This is a genomic window from Candidatus Pseudomonas auctus (assembly GCF_048654275.1).
Lineage (GTDB): Bacteria > Pseudomonadota > Gammaproteobacteria > Pseudomonadales > Pseudomonadaceae > Aquipseudomonas > Aquipseudomonas pharyngis.
Map to the genome: position 1 here is coordinate 164,208 of NZ_JBJYZK010000010.1, position 22,056 is coordinate 186,263.

The following is a 22,056-nucleotide window of genomic DNA, read 5'->3' on the forward strand; positions in this document are numbered from 1 at the left end:
TAAACTTTCAGATCGGGCTCATTGCTGGCCTTGCTGAACTTCCATCACGCCGGCGTTATATTTTTTGGCAGCAAACACCAGCGGCAGGTAAGCAATCAGCAGGGCTACGACCCCCGGAATTAACCCGATTGCCGCCATAATCGCGAACGGCGTCAGCCATAACAGGTTAATCGCCAAGACACCGAAAACCACAGTCTTGTGGCTACCATATTGTCGAGAAGCATATTGATAGGCATGACTGCGATGCGCTTCGTAGACTTTATCGCCACGAAGCAATCGCCGTAGAAGTGTCCAGGTAGCATCAACGATGAACACCCCCAGCAGTATGAGCCAGCACCACAGTAAGTCGGGGGCCTTTGCGCAAGCGATTATTGCCAACAAACCGATGGTCAACCCGAGGAAGCCACTGCCGGCATCGCCCATGAAAATTCGGGCTGGAGGAAAATTCCAGCAAAGAAAACCCGAGACAGCAGCCACCAGCAGCAATGGAATCCAGGCCAGAATCTGATATCCGCTCAGCCAATACACAAGACAGGCTGCCAGGCAGACAGAGATAGCCTCGACGCTTGCCAGCCCATCAATGCCGTCCATAAAGTTATACAGATTGAGCAACCAGACCAGATAGATCGAAAAAAACACGCCGGTAAACCACTTCCAGTCGAGCAGCCAACCGAATAGCGATATCTGCGCTCCAGAACCGAGCCAATACAACGCCCAGCCTGCAGCCAAAAAATGCCCCAAGAGCCGCCATTTGGCCGCAATGTGTCCGTGGTCATCCGCAAAACCCAACACCGCAACCAAGGCTCCCGCTCCCGATAAGCCGAGCATCGTCGGCAAGTCGATCAGCAGCAAGTAGTAAGACACGGGCAGCATCAGCAGGAAAGACACGACTATTGCCACCCCGCCGCCTCGCGGCGTTGGCAGGGTGTGAGAGCTTCGAGCGTTTGGGATATCGATCAAACTGTTGGCCAGGGCATACCGACGCAAGGCATACGTCAGCAGTAGCGAAATGAAGAACACTGAAAGTAACAACACGCAAAAAATCATTTTATTTGAGTATCCAGATAGTGTCTGACCGTCTGCAGTATTGCGCGATCCACACTCACGGGAGGCGACCATCCGAGAACAGACTGCGTCCTGGCAATATCAACCTCGAGAGAATCGAAGAGTCGCTGGGCGATCAGATTTTTCCCGAGCAGCGTGAGCAAAGCTTTCAACGCCCACACCGGAACCGGTATCAACAATGCGGGGCGGCCAAGCGCTCTGTTTATAATTTGCAGCAACCGAGTGGTGGAAACGCTCACACCATCACTGACCAGAAAAGTATTATCTGGTGCGGCTGGATGATCGATACAAACGACAATCAAATCCACCAGGTTGCTTAGCGAAACCAGGCTTCTGCTGTTCTCGACACTTCCCAAAGGCAGTGGCACGCCCTTGTTCAGCCAGTCCATCATGCTTAAAAAATTGGCGCGCACCCCTGGACCATAGACCAGCGGCGGCCGGATGATCACCACCTCCATCCCCGTTTGCTGGCCGATTTCACGCAACCGCTGTTCCGCTTCGTGTTTGGAGCGCCCATAAGGATCATGAGGAGCAGGATCATCATCAAACTTGAAGGGTGATCCACCGACAGTACGCTCACCATTCACCTTTATCGAACTGATAAAAATGAAACGCGTAACACCTGCGGCAGCCGCCTTGAGGGCCAATGCCACAGTACCTTCCACATTGACTTTGCGAAACTCAGTCAATGCATCCTGCGCATCTTCGTTCATTACATGGACGCGCGCTGCACAATGAACCACCACCTGAATGCCTTTGAGGTCCGGCACCTGTGAGCGCTCTCCGAGCGGACAGTGCAATACCCGACAAAGCCCCGCCAACCGCGAGACACTGCGAACCGCAGCGACGGGTGTGAACTTGCGATCCAGGAGCAATCTGAGGATGACGGCCTCACCAACAAAACCAGAGGCCCCCGTCACCAATACATTCGGTGAATTCATCTAACCTTTTTCCCTACGATCGCCGTTGCCCAGCAAATCAGGAAAAAGAATACCTTGTCACGTAAACGTCGCCGACAGTTCCAGGCGCTCAAAGAGAGTTTCATCAACTGCAAGCGCCCCAAACGGAACCAGGACCGAACGAAAGGATCCTGATGCTTATCAACTAGTGCAGCAATCAGTTGCACTTGAGAAAACCACCATCCGTCGTGAATGGTTTTATAGCGTACCGCTAGGGAATTGATTCCGATATTCGCGCCAACTTGATTGCTTTCATGCTGGCGGTACTGCATTGAAGGAACAGGATCCGTGAACCAGCGAAAACCATTGCTTCGGGCAAACGCATAACAGTACCAATCATGCAGACTGACGTCCTGCAATTGTTGCCACTGGGCAACCACTGCCGCCTTGAGATTGGCCGCAAGTCGATGACTGAAGACATAAGTGCAACCAGGCCCCGCCGCTTCGAACAGATAGTCCCAAGCAACCTGAGGCTGCGCCTTATCGATCAAATGAGTCTTACCGCAACCCCAAAATGCGACGACATTACTAGAATAACCATCCGCCTTCAGCTCACCGAGTTTCTCATGCGCTCGCCGCAGCTTGTTGCCACTCCAGATATCATCCTGATCAGCAAATGCAATTAAATCGAATCCATCAAAGTCCACGTCGCGAATCAGTCTGAAAAAGTTCCGCGAAGCACCACCGAAGCTGCCTGCAGGCGGCAACACCACGACATTCGAATGAACAGCGGCGTATTCAGCGCACCAGGCTTCAGTTCCGTCCGTTGACGGATCAATGCTGATAAACACTTTCACATCAACCGCGGACTGCTCAAGAATCGAGGTTATCTGTTCTTCGATCCATTGCATTCCGTTGAAGGCAGCCAGTAAAACTGCAACCTTGGGATGTTTAACTGGCATACCTGTCCTGTCAAAAGCTGTTCGAGCGTTGCCGCCGAAAAGGTCAAAAAACACCTTTAGTGAGAAGACGCATCCAGCAGTTTCTGCAAGTACTGACCATAACCGGTCTTCTTGAGCGCATCAGCCTGGCGCCCCAGTTGCTCGGCGGTGATCCAGCTGTTGTGATAAGCGATTTCTTCCAGACAGGCGACCTTCAGACCTTGGCGCTGTTCGATCGTATGCACGAAGTGACTGGCCTCAAGCAGCGAATCGTGAGTACCGGTATCCAGCCAAGCGAATCCGCGGCCGAGCATCTCGACGTTGAGCGACTTACGCTCTAGGTAAGCACGGTTCACGTCGGTAATTTCCAGCTCGCCACGTTCAGAGGGCTTGATGCTCTTCGCAATCCCGACAACGTCGTTATCGTAAAAGTACAGGCCGGTAACCGCGTAGTTGGACTTCGGTTTCAGCGGCTTCTCTTCAATGCTCAGCGCTCGACCGGTAGCATCAAACTCAACTACGCCGAAACGCTCGGGATCGGAAACGTGGTAGCCGAAAACTGTCGCGCCACTCTTTTGTTCGGTTGCAGAGCGCAAGTTGTCCGAGAAATGTTGTCCGTAGAAGATGTTGTCACCCAGGATCAGGCAGCAAGGATCTTCGCCAATAAACTCTTCACCGATAATGAACGCCTGAGCTAGACCGTCCGGACTAGGCTGCTCGGCGTAAGTCAATTCGATACCGTACTGGCTACCGTCACCCAGCAGCTTGCGGAAGCACGGCAAATCATCCGGCGTGGAGATGATCAGGATCTCGCGCATACCTGCCAGCATCAGTACCGACAACGGATAAAAAATCATCGGCTTGTCGTAGATCGGCAGCATCTGCTTCGATACGCCGAGAGTCAACGGATGCAGGCGCGTTCCCGAGCCACCGGCGAGGATGATGCCTTTACGATTTGTCGTGTTCATTTGTTCAGAACTTCCCTAAGCATTCGGGTAACACCACTTTGCCAATCCGGCAAGTGTAGAGAAAAATTGTCGCGCAGTTTTTGAGTATCCAGCCGAGAGTTCAGAGGACGTCGCGCCGGTGTCGGATAATCAACGGTGCTGATCGGATTGACGGCTGTAACCGCAAGCTCTTCACCATTCGCCTTGGCCCACTGAATGACATGGCTGGCATAACCGTGCCAAGACACTTGGCCGGCGGCTGCAAGATGATAAATGCCCACCAGCTCTGGGCGCTGCTGGATCTTGGCGATGGCCAGAGCAGTCACGTCAGCAATTAGATCAGCGCCCGTTGGAGCACCGATCTGATCGGCGATCACGCTCAGCGTTTCTCGATCCTTGGCAAGGCGCAGCATGGTTTTGGCGAAGTTGTTGCCGCGCGCGCCGTAGACCCAACTGGTCCGCAGAATCAGATACTTGCAGCCTGAGGACGTTATCGCCTGTTCGCCAGCCAGCTTGCTTGAACCGTAATAATTAACCGGTGCAACAGCGTCAGTCTCCTGCCAAGGCCGCACACCTTCACCACTGAAGACATAGTCAGTCGAGTAGTGAATCAGCCATGCGCCCAACGACGCTGCCTCTTTGGCCATGACACCACTCGCCTGAGCGTTCACACGATCCGCCAGCTCGGTCTCCGATTCTGCCTGGTCTACTGCCGTGTAGGCTGCAGCGTTGACGATTACGTCCGGCTTCACCTGACGGATCGTCGCACGCAGCACATCCAGATCGCAAAGGTCGCCACTCAGACCGTCCACCGGGTGACGGTCCAGGGCGATCAACTCGCCCAGAGGCGCCAGGGAGCGTTGAAGCTCCCAGCCGACTTGGCCGTTTTTCCCAAGCAGGAGAATTTTCATGCCTTGCCCGAGCGATCCGCGTAATTCTGATCAATCCATTGCTGATAGGCACCGCTCTTCACGTGCGCTACCCACTCAGTGTTGTTCAGATACCACTCAACGGTTTTACGGATACCGGTGTCGAAGGTTTCTTCCGGTGTCCAGCCTAGCTCGCGCTGAATTTTGCTGGCATCGATAGCGTAACGCTGATCATGACCAGGACGATCCTGCACATAGGTGATCAGGCCCGCGTGCGGACGGTGCGCCGAGTCCGGGCGCAACTCATCAAGCAGTGCACACAGGGTGTGAACGACTTCGATGTTTTGCTTTTCGTTATGACCACCGATGTTGTAAGTCTCACCGATGACACCTTCGGTCACGACTTTGTACAAGGCACGGGCGTGATCTTCGACATACAACCAATCACGAACCTGATTGCCTTTGCCATAGACAGGCAACGGCTTACCTTCCAGCGCGTTGAGAATGATCAACGGGATCAACTTCTCAGGAAAGTGGCAAGGTCCATAGTTATTCGAGCAGTTGGTGACCAGAGTCGGCAGGCCGTATGTACGGGCCCAGGCACGAACCAGGTGATCGGAGCTGGCTTTGCTGGCCGAGTACGGCGAGCTTGGCTGATACGGGGTGGTTTCCCTAAAGAGATCTTCCGGACCTTCCAGGTCACCGTAAACTTCATCCGTTGAAATATGGTGGAAGCGAAAAGCTGCCTTGCGGGCATCATCCAGCGCAGCCCAATAATGACGCGCAGCTTCCAGCAAAGTGTAAGTGCCGATGATGTTGGTCTGAACGAATTCGGAAGGACCGGAGATCGAGCGATCGACGTGGGACTCTGCGGCCAGGTGCATGATCGCATCCGGTTGGTGTTCACGCAGTACACGATCGATCTGCTCACGGTCGCAGATATCGACGCGCTCAAACGCATAACGCGAGCTTCCGCTGACTTCGGCCAACGACTCAAGGTTACCTGCATACGTCAACTTATCGACGTTGATCACTGCGTCGGTAGTATTGGAAATGATATGACGGATGACCGCCGAGCCGATAAACCCGGCGCCGCCGGTTACTAGAATTTTCACGCGAAACCATACCCTTGAGTTACTGACAGGGCCGCCAACCGAGCGCTGTCTAATCCATGAATGCAAAAGCCATCATTTCAGCCGTGGCTTCTGACGATGTCAGTCTGAACCGACGTGGGAATATGCCACTATCGGACGAGCGCAGCATTTTACAGCTTAATGAACGTTTTACTAATGGATATAGACAAGCTGTGGCTAAAGTTTAGTTCGCCTTTACTTCCATGTAGCAATCAGACCAGACGCTTGCGTGAAGCTCTGGACGAACGTCCCAGAAACCAGCCAAAAACCGGCCCTATCAGCATACCCGCGAGCAATGCACCCACAGTAATCACCGACACTGGAAGTTGCGGCCCCTCCCAACCAAGAAACAACAGGGAGACCGATTGCTGATTTTCGAGAACGAACGCAAGGATCGCCAACACAACCAATAGAATCAGAACGGAAAGCAGAATGCGCTTGAGATTATTCATGAGCAACTCCTTGCGTAACGGTGACCGTCAAACCCCCTCCTCCTCTTCTTCATTCACGCGATCGCGCAACTCCTTGCCAGGCTTGAAATGCGGAACGAATTTTCCATCAAGGCTGACGGACTGACCGGTCTTTGGATTACGACCGACACGCGGCGCACGATAGTGCAAGGAAAAGCTGCCAAAACCACGGATCTCGATACGATCCCCCGTGGCCAGACACTGGGACATTTGCTCAAGCATAGTCTTGATGGCCAACTCCACATCTTTGGATGAAAGCAGCCCTTGATGGGTGACAATTCGTTCGATCAACTCCGACTTCGTCATATTTTTCCCTTCTTTTTCAAGCAGCTAGGTCAGCGCTTGAAAGGTTTTAGCACGCCCGGAAGATTTTGAACAGCCCAGGGCTTGACATATCTTTCAACTCGCCAGAACGCCCATTTTCAGGGCATAGGATTGCAAGCCCATGAACGCTCACTCACCGACAAATCACCAGCATGGTTCGAGTGACGTAGCCAGCAGGATTGAAGCCGAAGGGAAACTCATCTTCATCCCGAGCATCATCAGAACGCGTGATCACCTTGTAACCTGCCCCCTTGCATTCCTTGGCGGCGCGTTTCTGACACCGTTCCCAGCCTGAACCCAAGCCGGAGCAGTCAACCTCGATGCCACTTACTCCGCGCACCGCATGGGTCTTGGCGCTGGTAGTGCACCCCGCCAACACCAACATGCCCACCAGAACTATAAACTTGTTCATTCACTTCCTTATGCCAGGCGCCAGCCCGACTACTGCGATCTTCAGCCTAAGCCTAGACGCGAATAGGCGATTGATCCGATTAAAGAAACAGACCGCCCGGCGAAGGGAATGGTTTCACTGATTGACCGGAAAGCAGCTCCCCACCAAATCGCAGGCACAAAAAAGGGCGACCGAAGTCGCCCTTTTTTATGATCAGACAGAACTCAGTTCTGTTTGGCCATTGCCTGGCGCAGCAGTGCCGCCATGGTGGTGTCGCCGGTAGCAGCTTCTGGAGTCTCTTTCAGGCTCTGGATAGCTTCTTTCTCTTCAGCATCGTCTTTCGATTTGATCGACAGCTGAATTACGCGGCTCTTACGATCAACGCTGATGATCTTGGCTTCTACTTGCTGGCCTTCTTTCAGAACGTTGCGCGCGTCTTCAACGCGGTCACGGCTGATTTCGGAGGCTTTCAGAGTCGCTTCGATATCGTCGGCCAGAACGATGATGGCGCCTTTGGCGTCAACTTCTTTCACGGTGCCAGTAACGATTGCGCCTTTGTCGTTAACCGAGACGTACTCGGAGAACGGATCGCTTTCCAGTTGCTTGATACCCAGGGAGATACGCTCACGCTCCGGGTCAACCGACAGGATAACGGTGTCCAGCTCGTCGCCCTTCTTGAAACGACGTACGGCTTCTTCGCCCACTTCGTTCCAGGAGATGTCGGACAGGTGAACCAGACCGTCGATGCCGCCGTCCAGACCAATGAAGATACCGAAATCGGTGATCGACTTGATGGTGCCGGAGATCTTGTCGCCCTTGTTGAACTGGCCAGAGAAGTCTTCCCATGGGTTCGACTTGCACTGCTTGATGCCCAGGGAGATACGACGACGCTCTTCGTCGATGTCCAGAACCATGACTTCCACTTCGTCGCCGACTTGTACGACTTTCGAAGGGTGGATGTTCTTGTTGGTCCAGTCCATTTCCGAAACGTGTACCAGACCTTCAACGCCTTCTTCCAGCTCAGCGAAGCAGCCGTAGTCGGTCAGGTTGGTTACACGAGCGGTAACGCGAGTGCCTTCTGGGTAACGGGCTTTGATAGCAACCCATGGATCTTCGCCCAGTTGTTTCAGGCCCAGGGAAACACGGTTGCGTTCGCGATCGTATTTCAGAACCTTGACGTCGATTTCGTCACCAACGTTGACGATCTCGGAAGGATGCTTGATGCGCTTCCAGGCCATGTCGGTGATGTGCAGCAGGCCGTCCACGCCACCCAGATCGACGAATGCGCCGTAATCGGTGAGGTTTTTGACGATACCTTTGACTTGCTGGCCTTCCTGCAGGGATTCCAGCAGAGCTTCACGCTCGGCGGAGTTCTCGGCTTCCAGGACGCTGCGACGGGAAACGACAACGTTGTTGCGCTTCTGGTCCAGCTTGATGACCTTGAATTCCAGCTCTTTGCCTTCCAGGTGCGTGGTGTCGCGCACTGGACGGACGTCAACCAGGGAACCTGGCAGGAACGCACGGATGCCGTTAACGTCGACAGTGAAGCCGCCTTTAACCTTACCGTTGATAACGCCCTTGACCACTTCCTCAGCTGCGAAGGCTGCTTCCAGAACGATCCAGCATTCAGCGCGCTTGGCTTTTTCACGGGACAGCTTGGTTTCACCGAAACCGTCTTCAACCGAGTCCAGCGCAACGTGAACTTCGTCACCGACGTTGATGTTCAGTTCGCCAGCGTCGTTGTAGAACTGCTCCAGAGGGATCAGTGCTTCGGACTTCAAGCCAGCGTGAACGGTTACCCAGCGAGCCTGGTAATCGATATCAACGATAACACCGGTGATGATGGAGCCTGCCTGAAGGTTCAGGGTCTTTAGGCTTTCTTCAAAGAGTTCCGCAAAGCTTTCGCTCATTTTAATTCCTGTTGATTAGGGCGAAAAATACGCCCATCTCCACATCCCAGACAATGTGGGTTAGTTTCATTTAAAAGAAGCGCCACAGGACTATGACTGGTCCCCTGCGGCCTTCTTGGTCACCCGGCGATATCGCGAATGGCGATCTCGCTCATGATGCGTTCAAGCACCTGATCGATGGACAACTCCGTGGAATCCAGCTGTATGGCGTCGGCCGCCGGCTTGAGCGGGGCCACCGCTCGCTGGGTATCACGCTCGTCGCGCGCACGGATCTCATCTAGCAGACTCGACAGACTAACACCCTCGACCTTGCCCTTCAACTGCAAATATCGGCGGCGCGCCCGCTCCTCGGCGCTGGCGGTCAGGAAAATCTTCAATGGCGCGTTCGGAAATACCACCGTACCCATGTCGCGACCGTCAGCCACCAGACCCGGGAATTCCTGGAAAGCACGCTGGCGCTGCAGCAGCGCCTCGCGCACAGCCGGCAATGCAGCCACCTGGGAAGCGCCGGAACCGACGCTTTCAGTGCGGATGACATCGCTGACTTCGTCACCTTCCAGAATGATGCGTTGCAGCTGACCGTCGGTCGCAGCGATGAACTGCACATCCAAATGAGCCGCCAGCTTCTTCAGCAGCTCTTCATTGGTCAGGTCGACACCATGGTTGTGCGCAGCAAATGCCAGCAGGCGATACAACGCACCGGAGTCCAGCAGGTTCCAGCCCAGACGCTTGGCCAGAATCCCGGCTACGGTGCCTTTGCCCGAGCCGCTTGGCCCATCGATGGTGATGACCGGTGCAATGTTGTTCACGACTGAGCCTCTTGCGCCACACGAATACCGACCTGCGCGCATAGCGCCAGGAAGTTCGGGAACGAAGTCGCGACGTTGGCGCAGTCATGGATGCGGATCGGTGCAGTGGCGCGCAGCGAGGCCACGCTGAATGCCATCGCGATGCGGTGATCGCCATGACCATGCACTTCGCCGCCGCCGATCTGGCCGCCGTCGATGATGATGCCGTCCGGGGTCGGTTCGCACTTGACGCCCAGCGCCAGCAAACCGTCCGCCATGACCTGGATACGGTCCGATTCCTTGACCCGCAGCTCCTCGGCGCCGGTCAGCACGGTGCGCCCTTCGGCACAGGCCGCCGCCACGAACAGCACCGGAAATTCGTCGATGGCCAGTGGAACCAGCGCTTCTGGAATCTCGATACCCTTGAGTTTAGCTGCTCGCACACGCAGGTCGGCAACCGGCTCGCCACCCACTTCACGCTGGTTTTCCAGAGTGATGTCGGCGCCCATCAGACGCAGGATGTCGATCACGCCGGTGCGGGTCGGGTTGATGCCGACGTGCTCGAGCACCAGCTCCGAGCCTTCAGCGATCGATGCGGCCACCAGGAAGAACGCCGACGACGAGATGTCGCCAGGCACTTCGATGTGGGTCGCGGTCAGCTTGCCACCAGACTCAACCGATGCCGTGGCACCGTTGACGCTCACCGGATAGCCAAAGCCGCGCAGCATACGCTCGGTGTGATCACGGGTCGGTGCCGGCTCGGTCACGGTGGTCTTGCCTTCGGCGTACAGACCCGCCAGCAGCAGGCAGGATTTAACCTGAGCACTGGCCATCGGCATGGTGTAGGTCAGGCCTTTAAGCTTGTGACCGCCACGAATGGTCATCGGTGGACGACCCTCGGCAGCGGTTTCGATCACGGCGCCCATTTCCCGCAGCGGGTTGGCGACGCGATTCATCGGGCGCTTGGACAACGAAGCGTCACCGGTCAGGGTGCTGTCGAAATCCTGCGCAGCCAGCAGGCCGGACAGCAGGCGCATCGAAGTGCCGGAGTTGCCCAGATAGATCGGGCCCGGCGCAGGCTTCAGGCCATGCAGGCCGACACCGTGGATGGTCACGCGGCCGTGATGCGGGCCTTCGATGACCACGCCCATGTCGCGGAACGCCTGCAAGGTCGCCAGGGCGTCTTCGCCCTCGAGGAAGCCTTCGACTTCGGTGACGCCTTCAGCCAGGGAACCGAGCATGATCGAACGGTGGGAAATCGATTTGTCACCTGGTACGCGAATCCGACCGGACAGGCGGCCACCAGGTTGAGCCAGGAAAATCAGATCGTTGGAATTCATAGCGTCCACATAGGCCCTGCGGGCCAGGATTTTACTGAAATGCTCGCGGGCAACCCGGGCGCGCGTGAAGACGCCCAACAATTGGTGCCCATCCCCTGCATCGACCGCGTCGCGCAAGGCGTCGAGGTCGCTGCGAAATGTATCGAGTGTGCGCAGAACAGCCTCGCGGTTGGCGAGAAAGATGTCATGCCACATGACCGGGTCGCTTCCGGCGATTCTTGTGAAATCACGGAAACCGCCCGCAGCGTAACGGAAGATCTCAAGGTTTTCATTGCGCTTGGCCAGCGAATCGACCAGACCGAAGGCCAGCAGGTGCGGCAGATGACTGGTTGCGGCCAGCACTTCATCGTGACGCTCGACCTGCATGTGCTCGACGTCGGCGCCCAGCTCGCGCCACAAACGATCAACCATCGCCAGGGCAGCCGGATCGGTCTGCTCCAGCGGGGTCAGAATCACTTTATGACGGCGGAACAGCTCTGAGTTGGAGGCTTCCACCCCGCTCTGCTCGGAGCCGGCAATCGGATGCCCCGGCACGAAACGCGCCGGCATGCCGCCGAACGCCTCGGTCGCCGCACGCACCACATTGCCCTTGGCGCTGCCGACATCCGTGAGAATCGCCTGCCCCAGGTCCATGCCGGCCAGACGGGCCAGCACTTTTTCCATGGCCAGGATCGGCACCGCCAACTGGATCACGTCCGCGCCCTGGCAAGCCGCCACCAGGTCGTCTTCGCAGCGATCCACCACACCCAACTCGACCGCCAGCTTGCGCGATTGCGGGTCGAGGTCGACCCCGACAACTTCGCGGCACACGCCACTTTCACGCAAGCCTTTGGCAAACGAACCACCGATCAACCCCAGACCGACCACCACCAGGCGCCCGATCATAGGCGCAGCAGATTGCAGCGCAGTGACATCACCCACGAGCCAGAACCTTGCGCAGCGCTTCGAGGAAGCGGCTGTTTTCCGCCGGCAGACCGATGGTCACCCGCAGATGGTTCGGCATGCCGTAGTTGGCCACCGGACGCACGATCACGCCTTCGCGCAGCAGGCCCTGAAATACAGGAGCCGCCACCTGACCGAGGTCGACGCAGATAAAGTTGCCCTTGGATGGAATCCAGCTCAGACCCAGCTCACGAAAACCTGCTTCAAGCTGTTGCATGCCGGACTCGTTGAGCTGCCGGCTCTGCGCCAGATATTCCTCGTCCTTCAGCGCCGCACACGCCGCCGCCAAGGCCAGGCTGTTGACGTTGAATGGCTGACGTACCCGGTTCAGCACGTCCGCCACCACCGGGGTGGACAAGCCGTAACCGACGCGCAGCGCCGCCAGACCGTAGGCCTTGGAGAACGTGCGCGAGACCAGCAGATTCGGGTAAGCGGCGAGGAAATCCAGACCATCCGGCAGATCGCTGCCTTCGGCATATTCGATGTAGGCCTCGTCCAGCACCACCAGCACATGCTCCGGCACATCCTGCAGGAACTCGTCCAACGCTTCGGCGCCGAACCAGGTACCGGTCGGGTTGTTCGGGTTGGCGATGAACACCACGCGAGTGTTGGCGTCGATCGCGGCCAACATCGCCGGCAGGTCATGCCCCCAATCCTTGGCAGGAACGACCTTGGCCTGAGCGCCGACCGCCTGGGTCGCAATCGGGTAGACCGCGAACGCGTGCTCGCTGAACACCGCATTCAGGCCCGGCGCCAGATAGGCGCGCGCCACCAGCTCGAGAATGTCGTTGGAGCCATTGCCCAAGGTCACCTGGTTCAGCTCGACACGGCACTGCTCGGCCAGCAGGGATTTCAAGGCAAAACCGTTGCCGTCCGGATAACGGGTCAGCTCGTCCAGCGCTTCGCGGATTGCGGCCAGGGCTTTCGGACTCGCGCCCAACGGATTTTCGTTGCTCGCCAGTTTGACAATGCTCGCCGGATCCAGGTCCAGTTCGCGAGCCAGCTCGTCCACGGGTTTGCCCGGTACGTATGGCGAAAGTTGTTGCACGCCCGGCTGTGCCAGAGCGAGGAAGTTGCCACTCATTGCTACCACCCCTTAAAGAACTGCTTTCGGGTAGGAACCTAGCACCTTGAGTGCTACTGCTTCCTGACTGATCTTTTCCAGTACACCCTTGATCAGCGGATCACGGTGATGGCCGACGAAGTCGATGAAGAACACGTAGGTCCATTTACCACTGCGCGACGGACGGGTTTCGATCCGGGTCAGGTCGATCCCGTTGTCATGGAACGGCACCAGCAGCTCATGGAGCGCGCCGGGCTTGTTGCTCATGGATACGATGATCGAAGTCTTGTCGTCGCCGGTCGGCGGCACTTCCTGGTTACCGATCATCAGGAAGCGCGTGGAGTTGTCCGGGCGATCTTCGATCTTCTCGGCCAGACGGGTCAGGCCGTACAGCCCGGCCGCCATGTCACCGGCGATCGCTGCCGAGTTCCACTCACCCTTGACCCGCTTGGCCGCTTCGGCGTTGCTGGACACCGCCACGCGCTCGACATTCGGGTAATGGGCGTCCAGCCACTTGCGGCACTGCGCCAACGACTGGGCATGGGAATAGATGCGGCTGATGCTGTCGGTCTTGGTGTTTTCACCGACCAGCAGGTGGTGGTGAATCCGCAGCTCGACTTCGCCGCAGATCACCATGTCGTGCTCGAGGAAGCTGTCGAGGGTGTGGTTGACCGCGCCTTCGGTGGAGTTCTCCACCGGCACCACGCCAAAATTCACCGCACCGGCCGCCACTTCACGGAACACTTCGTCGATCGCCGCCATCGGCTTGCTGATCACTGCGTGCCCAAAGTGTTTCATGGCCGCCGCCTGGGTGAAGGTGCCTTCCGGACCGAGATAAGCCACTTTCAGCGGATTCTCGAGGGCCAGGCACGAAGACATGATTTCGCGGAACAAGCGCGCCATCTCTTCGTTGCCCAGTGGTCCCTTATTGCGCTCCATCACGCGCTTAAGGACCTGCGCCTCACGCTCGGGACGATAGAACACGGGCTGCTCGCCTTCGGCCAAACTGGCCATCTTGACCCGGGCAACTTCTTCGGCGCAGCGCGCGCGATCGCTGATCAGCTGGAGGATCTTCTCATCCAGGTTATCGATGCGAACGCGCAGCGCCTTGAGCTCCTGCTCGGACATCAGGAATGCTCCTTCTCGAATTCGGCCATGTAGCCGACCAGCGCTTCGACGGCGTCCAGGCCCAGGGCGTTGTAGATCGAGGCTCGCATGCCGCCGACCGAACGATGGCCCTTGAGGTTGAGCAGGCCGCGGGCGTCGGCGCCGGCCAGGAACGCCTTGTCCAGACGCTCGTCAGCCAGGCGGAACGGCACGTTCATCCACGAACGGGCGTTGACGCTGATCGGGTTGGTATAGAAGTCGCTGTTGTCGATGAAGCCGTACAGGCGATCTTTCTTCGCCTTGTTGCGCTGCTCCATCGCGGCGACGCCGCCCTGCTCCTTGAGCCATTCGAAGACGAGACCCGAGAGGTACCAGGAATAGGTGGCCGGTGTGTTGTACATCGAACCGTTGTCGGCCGAGACCTTGTAGTCGAGCATGGTCGGGCACGAACTGCGAGCGCGGCCCAGCAGGTCTTCACGAACGATCACTACGACCAGACCGCTCGGGCCGATGTTCTTCTGGGCGCCGGCGTAGATCAGGCCGTACTGCGACACATCGATCGGACGCGAGAGGATATCGGAGGACATGTCGACCACCAGCGGAACGTCACCGGCCTCGGGAACCCAGTCAAACTGCAGGCCGCCGATGGTTTCGTTGGATGCGTAGTGCAGATAGGCCGCACCCGGGGTCAGCTTCCACTCGTTCTGGCCAGGGATGGCCAGGTAGTCATAAGGCTTGGCGCTGGCGGCAACGTTGATATTGCCGAAGCGACGCGCTTCCTCGATGGCTTTCTTCGACCAGATGCCGGTTTCGACATAGTCGGCAGTACCGTTCTCGGGCAGCAGGTTCAGCGGAATCTCGGCGAACTGTTGGCTCGCACCGCCCTGCAGGAACAGCACTTTGTAATTGGAGGGGATGGACAGCAGGTCGCGCAGGTCTTGTTCGGCCTTCTCGGCGATGGCTACGTAGTCATCACTGCGATGGCTCATTTCCATGACCGACAGACCCTTGCCGTGCCAGTCGAGCATCTCGGACTGGGCACGCAACAGGACAGCTTCAGGCAGCGCAGCGGGACCTGCGCAGAAGTTATAGGCTCGTTTGCTCACATCCACTCTCGCTATGCAATCACGGTAGCGGACAGAGCAAACACTCTGCCCTGCTACGATTTGGTTAGTCTTGCGACTCTTCTTCGTCTGCGGCGTCCGCCTGCAGGTTGTCGACCGCATCGTCCGGTTCGGCGCCGATCACGCCCTCTTCCAGCTCGACACCTTCTTCGCCTTCCAGCTCGTCACCTTCAACTTCCGAAGGCTCCTGAACCCGCTCCAGACCGACCAGGGTTTCGTCCTTGGCCAGTTTGATCAGGGTCACGCCCTGGGTGTTGCGACCCAGGCTGGAGACTTCGTCGACACGGGTACGCACCAGCGTGCCCTGGTCGGAAATCAGCATGATCTCCTCGCCGTCGAGCACCTGAACCGCACCGACCAGACGGCCGTTACGCTCGTTGCTGACCATGGCGATCACGCCCTGGCCACCACGCTTGTACTCAGGGAACTCGGTGATCGCGGTGCGCTTGCCATAACCACGCTCGGAAGCGGTGAGGATCTGGCTGCCTTCTTCCGGGATCAGCATCGAAATCAGCTTCTGCCCTTCCGGCAGACGCATGCCGCGCACACCGCGGGCGGTACGGCCCATGGCGCGAACGTCGGATTCCTTGAAGCGGGTCACCTTGCCGCCGTCGGAGAACAGCATCACTTCACGTTCGCCATCGGTGATGGCCGCGGAAATCAGCACGTCGCCTTCGTCCAGCTCCAGCGCGATCAGACCGACGCTGCGTTGACGGCTGAAGGATTCCAGCGGCGTCTTCTTCACGGTGCCGTTTGCGGTCGCCATGAAGATGTAGTGACCCTCGGTGTATTCCTCGACCGGCAGCATGGTGGTGATGTATTCACCGTCATCCAGCGGCAGCAGGTTGACCAGCGGACGACCACGGGCGGCGCGGGATGCTTCCGGAATTTCGTAGGTCTTCAGCCAGTACACCTTGCCCTTGCTGGAGAACAGCAGCAGCGTGGTGTGGCTGTTGGCGACCAGCAGGTGAGCGATGTAGTCCTCATCCTTCACGCCGGTAGCCGATTTGCCTTTACCGCCACGACGCTGGGCCTGGTACGCAGCCAGCGGCTGGGTCTTGGCATAGCCGCCGTGGGAGATGGTCACGACGCGCTCTTCTTCCGGGATCATGTCGCCCAGGGTCAGGTCGAGACGAGCATCGAGGATTTCGGTGCGGCGCACATCGCCGTATTCGGCGCGGATAACTTCCAGCTCTTCGCGGATCACTTCCATCAGGCGCACGGCGCTGTTGAGGATGCGGATCAGCTCGCCGATCTGGTTGAGGATCTCTTGATACTCGGCCAGCAGCTTTTCGTGTTCCAGACCGGTCAGGCGGTGCAGACGCAGTTCCAGAATGGCTTGCGCCTGCTCTGGCGACAGGAAGTACTTGCCGTCGCGCAGACCGTATTGCGGATCGAGGTTTTCCGGACGGCACGAATCGGCACCGGCACGCTCAACCATCGCCACCACGGCAGTGGATTCCCACGGCGTGCTGACCAGCGCTTCCTTGGCTTCCGACGGGGTTGGCGAAGCCTTGATCAGGGCGATGACCGGGTCGATGTTCGACAAGGCAACGGCCTGACCTTCGAGGATGTGACCACGCTCGCGCGCCTTGCGCAGTTCGAACACGGTACGGCGGGTAACCACTTCGCGGCGGTGACGGACGAAGGCTTCCAGCAGGTCCTTGAGGTTGAGGATCCGTGGACGGCCGTCGATCAGGGCAACGATGTTGATGCCGAATACCGATTGCAGCTGGGTCTGGGCGTAGAGGTTGTTGAGGATCACCTCTGGCACTTCGCCGCGACGCAGTTCGATCACGACGCGCATACCGTCCTTGTCGGACTCGTCGCGCAGTTCAGTGATGCCTTCGAGTTTCTTCTCTTTTACCAGCTCGGCGATCTTCTCGATCAGACGTGCCTTGTTCAACTGGTAAGGGAGTTCGGTGATGACGATCTGCTGACGGCCGCCGACCTTGTCGATGTCTTCGATGATCGAACGGGCGCGCATGTAAATGCGGCCACGGCCGGTGCGGTAGGCTTCGATGATGCCGGCGCGACCGTTGATGATCGCGGCAGTCGGGAAGTCCGGACCGGGAATGTATTGCATCAGCTCATCGACGGTCAGTTCGGGGTTGTCGATGAGCGCCAGGCAACCGTCGATGACTTCACCGAGGTTGTGCGGCGGAATGTTGGTCGCCATGCCCACGGCGATGCCGCTGGAACCGTTGACCAGCAGGTTCGGTACGCGGGTCGGCATGACCGCCGGGATCAGTTCGGTGCCGTCGTAGTTCGGCACCCAGTCCACGGTTTCCTTGTGCAGGTCGGCCAGCAGCTCGTGCGCCAGCTTGGTCATGCGCACTTCGGTGTATCGCATGGCCGCGGCGTTGTCGCCGTCCACCGAACCGAAGTTGCCCTGGCCGTCGACCAGCAGGTAACGCAGGGAGAATGGCTGCGCCATGCGGACGATGGTGTCGTACACCGCGGTATCACCGTGCGGGTGATACTTACCGATCACGTCACCGACGACACGGGCAGATTTCTTGTACGGCTTGTTGAAGTCGTTGCCCAGCTCGCTCATCGCGAACAGCACGCGACGGTGCACGGGCTTCAAGCCATCGCGCGCATCCGGCAGTGCACGGCCGACGATCACGCTCATCGCGTAGTCGAGATAGGACTGTTTCAGCTCGTCTTCGATATTGACCGGGAGGATTTCTTTGGCCAGTTCGCCCATGAGAAGCCTGATTCCTTTTTCTGGTGAAACTTCGCCATATCCATAGGGGACGCACGAAGCTCGTCGATGCAGGCCGAGTGCCATGCACCGACTTACGACAAATCGACAAGTTGACCCTGGATTTGCGCAGTGAAGACAACCCCGTGGGGCCGCCTCGGAAAACGCCGGATGTTATCACAAGAGCCGCCACGCACCTATCCCCGCATAGCCTGCTAACACCATTAATCTGACACAAAATCGCCTCAGAGCGCCTTCAGCGCCCGTTTCGAGCGCCCAACGGGTCATCCCCCCCTCAAAACTCACCTCGCCGTCACACTTCCAAGCCTCCAGCGGGAGGAATAAACGCTGACCGACTCTCCCACGAGTGTCACAACGCCATAAAAAGGTGTGACGGTGAGGTCTTTTTTTGCTCAAATGCGCAGCTCGATTTTATGCGCCGAAGAATATACCGAACCGAAAAGCCCACGCTGACGGTGTCGGCCTATTCGCCATACGGCAAAAAAAGCGCATGGTTTATTTCTTAGGGACAAGCTTTCGTGACATTCAATGCCCCCCCACTTGTTGTAGACCTCGACGGCACACTCCTTCGTTCGGATCTTTTGCTTGAGACGGGCATTGCTTTTGTTAGAAGCAATCCGCTTCAACTATTCATGCCTCTCACTTGGCTGTTCAAAGGGAAAGCCTCGCTGAAAGAGGGTCTGGCGAACGGAAGCCATATCGATGTAACGGTGCTGCCATACGACCCGACCGTGATCAAGCTTATTGAGCTGGAGCGAGCGAACGGACGCCATATCGTGCTTGCTACCGCAAGTCATGTCAGCCTGGCGCAGAAAATTGCCGACCATCTGCAACTTTTCGACACGGTAGAAGCTACCAATGGCAGCCTGAACCTCTCGTCACACCGCAAGCGCGACCTGCTGGTCGAGCACTATGGAAACGAAGGGTTCGATTACGTCGGCAACTCTCAGGACGATATCGCCGTATGGGCCAGCGCGCGCAAAGCGTACGTGGTCAATCCAGAGCGCGGTGTAGAAAAGCGCGCAGCGGCTCATGGCAATGTCGAGGAGGTCATCCACTCCAACACCAGCTCTGCAAAGGACTGGGTAAAAGCCTTGCGCTTGCATCAATGGATGAAAAACATACTCATCTTCGTCCCCTTGCTGACCGCCCATCAACTGACAAACATGTCATTGGTGCTGCAGGGCCTGCTCGCGTTCTTGTTTTTTGGCTTGTGCGCTTCGAGTGTGTATCTGCTCAACGACTTGCTCGATCTCAATGACGATCGCCATCACAAGTCCAAACGCTTCCGACCGTTTGCGTCGGGCAGGCTCGGCATTCTGGCCGGATTGCTGGCGTTCCCGCTGTTATTGGGCATTGCCTTCGCAGGCTCGGCACTGCTTCTGCCCTGGGAGTTCACCGCTACCCTGGTTGGTTATTACATCTTGACCCTCGCTTATTCGCTCTCAATGAAGCGAAAAATGGTCGTGGATGTCATTTCCCTCGCACTGCTTTACACCATTCGCATCATTGCGGGTGCCTTCGCTCTGGGCCTGGATCTCACGTTCTGGATTCTCGCATTCTCGATGTTCATGTTCCTGAGTCTGGCACTGGTCAAACGTTATGCCGAACTGCGCGAAGCCAAGCACAGCGGGCGCACGGAAAAAACCCGGGGCCGCGGCTACTATCCTGACGATCTGGAAATGATTTCATCGCTGGGAGCCTCTTCCGGCTATTTGGCTGTAATGGTGCTGGCAATGTACATTCACGACCCTGCCACTACCCGCCTCTATGCCCACCCACAAATCATCTGGCTCGCCTGCCCGATTCTGCTGTTCTGGATTTCTCGAATCTGGATGCTGACCCATCGCGGGAAAATGCACGACGATCCGGTCATGTTCGCCGTCTCTGACCGCACCAGCATCGTCGCCGGGGCTCTGATGGGCGTTGTTTTCTGGGTGGCCGCGTGACTGCCAACCTGTTGTCTTGGGGACGATATCCCAATCTGCCGCAAACCGGACACAGCGCCAACTGGCGAACGGATTTGCCTGCCCTCGTGGAAAGCCTCAGCCAGACACATGGCAGCACACTTGCGTACGGCAACGGACGCAGCTACGGCGACAGCTGTCTGGCCGCCAGTGATCAAGTGCTGAACATGCGCGGGCTTGATCGCTTCATCGAAGTCGACTGGCAAAACGGCAGGATCACTGCCGAAGCAGGCGTGACACTGGCAGAAATCCTCGAGTTGTCCATTCCTAACGGCTGGTTCCTCGCAGTGACGCCAGGCACGCAATTCGTGACGCTGGGAGGCGCGATAGGCAACGATGTTCATGGCAAAAACCACCATGTACGCGGCACTTTCGGCAACCACGTTACCCAATTCGGTCTATTGCACAGAAACGAGCTGCTTATCTGCAGCCCTACACAAAACCAGGCACTGTTTCGTGCCACGATCGGCGGCCTGGGTCTCACCGGCGTAGTCAGCTGGGCGCAGATACAACTAATCCCGATTCAGTCGAGCCAGATCGATAGCACTCTCGTGCGCTTCAACAATCTTGGGGAGTTCTTCGAACTTTCCAGCCAGTTGGATGAACTGCACGAATACAGCGTGGCCTGGATCGATTGCCTTGCCAAAGGCGAGCAACTGGGACGCGGGATCTACATAGTCGGCGACCATGCGCCCTATGGCTCATTATCCCTGAACAAGCGAAACAAGCTTGTGGTGCCGCTGACACCTCCGGTTTCGCTCATCAACAATGTGTCTTTGCGCGGGTTCAACGAACTCTACTGGCGCAAGGGCCCGATCAAGCGAACTCGCGTTCGCAGCGAGTACGAGCCCTTCTTCTATCCACTGGACAGGGTGCTGTACTGGAATCGCATTTACGGCAACGCCGGCTTTCAGCAATTTCAATGCGTCATTCCCGACGCCAATGCTCAGGCTGCAATGGCGCAATTGCTCAAGACCATTGCCGACTCAGGGAACGGCTCCTTTTTGGCCGTACTCAAACGCTGCGGCGACTGTAACTCACCCGGCCTTCTTTCTTTTCCGCTGCCTGGCGCCTCTCTCGCACTAGATTTCCCGCAGTCAACAAGCCTGCATCAGCTGTTCTCGCGCCTGGACGTGATTGTTAGAGAGGCCGGCGGCAGGATCTACCCGGCCAAGGATGCACACATGAGCGGCAGCGACTTCCGTGCCGCGTATCCGGAGTGGGAGCAGGTTGAAGCCTTGCGTGACCCGTCTTTGAATTCCCGCTTTTGGAAAAGGGTAACTGAATGAAACGAGTTTTGATCATTGGCGCAACTTCGGCGATTGCCACGGCTTGCGCACGGCGCTGGGCTACGCAGGGTAGTGAGTTTTTCCTGGTGGGTCGAAACCTCGAAAAACTTCAGCAAACCGCTGCCGACCTGGAAGGACGCGGAGCCAAGGCAACAACCTTGCACGCCATGGATGCTACCGACACCGGCGCCCATGCCGCAATGCTCGAAAGCTGCGTTGGCGCCATGCGCCAGGTCGATATCGCCTTGATTGCACACGGCACACTGCCCGACCAACAGCAATGCGAACAAGACCCGGCAGTAGCACTCCAGGAGTTCAGCAACAACGGAACATCCGTGATTGCGTTGCTGACACTGTTGTCTAACCACTTCGAAACCCAGCGCTGTGGCACCCTTGCGGTGATCTCTTCAGTGGCCGGGGATCGCGGTCGCCCTTCAAACTACCTTTACGGTGCTGCCAAGGCGGCTGTTTCGACATTCTGCGAAGGATTGCGCGCCCGCATGTTCAAAGTCGGCGTCCATGTGATCACCATCAAACCTGGCTTTGTCGATACGCCGATGACTCAGGGTCTGAAATTGCCAAAAGCACTGGTCGCCCAACCCGAGCAGGTCGCGAAGAGAATTGCAGAGGGCATAGATCGCAAAAAAGACGTGCTCTACGCTCCCGGTTTCTGGTCGCTGATCATGTTGATCATCCGCTCCATACCAAGATCTGTATTCAAAAGAATAAATCTCTAAATTCAGTAAATATTTTTCGAAT

At 57.4% G+C, this 22,056-nt stretch carries 19 protein-coding genes; 3 read left to right on the forward strand and 16 right to left on the reverse strand.

Annotation, left to right across the window (positions count from 1 at the left end; translation table 11 throughout):
- Positions 1-18: 18 nt before the first annotated feature.
- From ACKUG4_RS19345 to gyrA, 16 genes are all read right to left on the reverse strand, one after another.
- Complete coding sequence (locus ACKUG4_RS19345) at positions 19-1,047, reverse strand: MraY family glycosyltransferase (protein ID WP_445434628.1); 1,029 nt, start codon at positions 1,045-1,047, stop codon at positions 19-21.
- Positions 1,044-2,006, reverse strand: a complete 963-nt coding sequence (locus tag ACKUG4_RS19350; protein WP_064598413.1) for a UDP-glucose 4-epimerase family protein — start codon at positions 2,004-2,006, stop codon at positions 1,044-1,046. Before ACKUG4_RS19350 ends, ACKUG4_RS19345 begins: the two co-directional genes overlap by 4 nt.
- The gene (locus tag ACKUG4_RS19355) at positions 2,003-2,926 is read right to left on the reverse strand and encodes a glycosyltransferase (protein ID WP_445434629.1); all 924 of its coding nucleotides are present in this window, start codon (positions 2,924-2,926) and stop codon (positions 2,003-2,005) included. Before ACKUG4_RS19355 ends, ACKUG4_RS19350 begins: the two co-directional genes overlap by 4 nt.
- A gap of 56 nt (positions 2,927-2,982) precedes the next feature.
- On the reverse strand, positions 2,983-3,873 hold the full coding sequence (gene rfbA, locus ACKUG4_RS19360) for a glucose-1-phosphate thymidylyltransferase RfbA (protein ID WP_064598416.1): 891 nt from the start codon (positions 3,871-3,873) through the stop codon (positions 2,983-2,985).
- The gene (rfbD, locus tag ACKUG4_RS19365) at positions 3,870-4,763 is read right to left on the reverse strand and encodes a dTDP-4-dehydrorhamnose reductase (RefSeq protein WP_064598418.1); all 894 of its coding nucleotides are present in this window, start codon (positions 4,761-4,763) and stop codon (positions 3,870-3,872) included. The genes rfbA and rfbD overlap by 4 nt, the downstream gene beginning before the upstream one ends.
- Positions 4,760-5,836 (reverse strand): dTDP-glucose 4,6-dehydratase, encoded by a 1,077-nt coding sequence (rfbB, locus tag ACKUG4_RS19370; protein WP_064598420.1) that lies wholly within the window; start codon positions 5,834-5,836, stop codon positions 4,760-4,762. Before rfbB ends, rfbD begins: the two co-directional genes overlap by 4 nt.
- A gap of 230 nt (positions 5,837-6,066) precedes the next feature.
- Positions 6,067-6,306, reverse strand: a complete 240-nt coding sequence (locus ACKUG4_RS19375; RefSeq protein ID WP_064598422.1) for a LapA family protein — start codon at positions 6,304-6,306, stop codon at positions 6,067-6,069.
- Positions 6,307-6,333: 27 nt separating this feature from the next.
- On the reverse strand, positions 6,334-6,630 hold the full coding sequence (ihfB, locus tag ACKUG4_RS19380) for an integration host factor subunit beta (protein WP_003189779.1): 297 nt from the start codon (positions 6,628-6,630) through the stop codon (positions 6,334-6,336).
- Positions 6,631-6,781: 151 nt separating this feature from the next.
- Positions 6,782-7,060: a hypothetical protein gene (locus ACKUG4_RS19385; protein WP_064598424.1), complete on the reverse strand. Its 279-nt coding sequence runs from the start codon at positions 7,058-7,060 to the stop codon at positions 6,782-6,784.
- 203 nt (positions 7,061-7,263) lie between these two features.
- Positions 7,264-8,949, reverse strand: coding sequence for a 30S ribosomal protein S1 (gene rpsA / locus ACKUG4_RS19390; RefSeq protein ID WP_064598426.1), 1,686 nt, complete (start codon positions 8,947-8,949; stop codon positions 7,264-7,266).
- A 119-nt stretch (positions 8,950-9,068) separates the two neighbouring features.
- Positions 9,069-9,758 carry a (d)CMP kinase gene (gene cmk, locus ACKUG4_RS19395; RefSeq protein ID WP_064598429.1) on the reverse strand — a complete coding sequence of 230 codons (690 nt, stop codon included), beginning with the start codon at positions 9,756-9,758 and terminating at the stop codon, positions 9,069-9,071.
- Positions 9,755-11,962, reverse strand: coding sequence for a bifunctional prephenate dehydrogenase/3-phosphoshikimate 1-carboxyvinyltransferase (locus ACKUG4_RS19400; RefSeq protein ID WP_445434648.1), 2,208 nt, complete (start codon positions 11,960-11,962; stop codon positions 9,755-9,757). Before ACKUG4_RS19400 ends, cmk begins: the two co-directional genes overlap by 4 nt.
- Before the next feature lie 28 nt (positions 11,963-11,990).
- Complete coding sequence (gene hisC, locus ACKUG4_RS19405) at positions 11,991-13,103, reverse strand: histidinol-phosphate transaminase (protein ID WP_007950914.1); 1,113 nt, start codon at positions 13,101-13,103, stop codon at positions 11,991-11,993.
- Positions 13,104-13,115: 12 nt separating this feature from the next.
- Entirely contained in the window at positions 13,116-14,210 is a 1,095-nt protein-coding gene (pheA, locus tag ACKUG4_RS19410; RefSeq protein WP_007950913.1) for a prephenate dehydratase, read from the reverse strand.
- The gene (serC, locus tag ACKUG4_RS19415) at positions 14,210-15,295 is read right to left on the reverse strand and encodes a 3-phosphoserine/phosphohydroxythreonine transaminase (RefSeq protein WP_445434630.1); all 1,086 of its coding nucleotides are present in this window, start codon (positions 15,293-15,295) and stop codon (positions 14,210-14,212) included. The genes pheA and serC overlap by 1 nt, the downstream gene beginning before the upstream one ends.
- Before the next feature lie 64 nt (positions 15,296-15,359).
- Positions 15,360-18,023 carry a DNA gyrase subunit A gene (gene gyrA / locus ACKUG4_RS19420; RefSeq protein ID WP_039770558.1) on the reverse strand — a complete coding sequence of 888 codons (2,664 nt, stop codon included), beginning with the start codon at positions 18,021-18,023 and terminating at the stop codon, positions 15,360-15,362.
- 536 nt (positions 18,024-18,559) lie between these two features.
- Between gyrA and ACKUG4_RS19425 the strand changes: the two genes are divergently transcribed.
- Genes ACKUG4_RS19425 through ACKUG4_RS19435 form a run of 3 tightly spaced genes read left to right on the forward strand, consistent with a single transcriptional unit; the run spans position 18,560 to position 22,034 of the window.
- Complete coding sequence (locus tag ACKUG4_RS19425; RefSeq protein WP_236189926.1) at positions 18,560-19,990, forward strand: UbiA family prenyltransferase; 1,431 nt, start codon at positions 18,560-18,562, stop codon at positions 19,988-19,990.
- Complete coding sequence (locus ACKUG4_RS19430) at positions 19,987-21,297, forward strand: FAD-binding oxidoreductase (RefSeq protein ID WP_064598438.1); 1,311 nt, start codon at positions 19,987-19,989, stop codon at positions 21,295-21,297. The genes ACKUG4_RS19425 and ACKUG4_RS19430 overlap by 4 nt, the downstream gene beginning before the upstream one ends.
- Complete coding sequence (locus tag ACKUG4_RS19435) at positions 21,294-22,034, forward strand: SDR family oxidoreductase (protein ID WP_064598440.1); 741 nt, start codon at positions 21,294-21,296, stop codon at positions 22,032-22,034. The genes ACKUG4_RS19430 and ACKUG4_RS19435 overlap by 4 nt, the downstream gene beginning before the upstream one ends.
- Positions 22,035-22,056 lie beyond the last annotated feature (22 nt).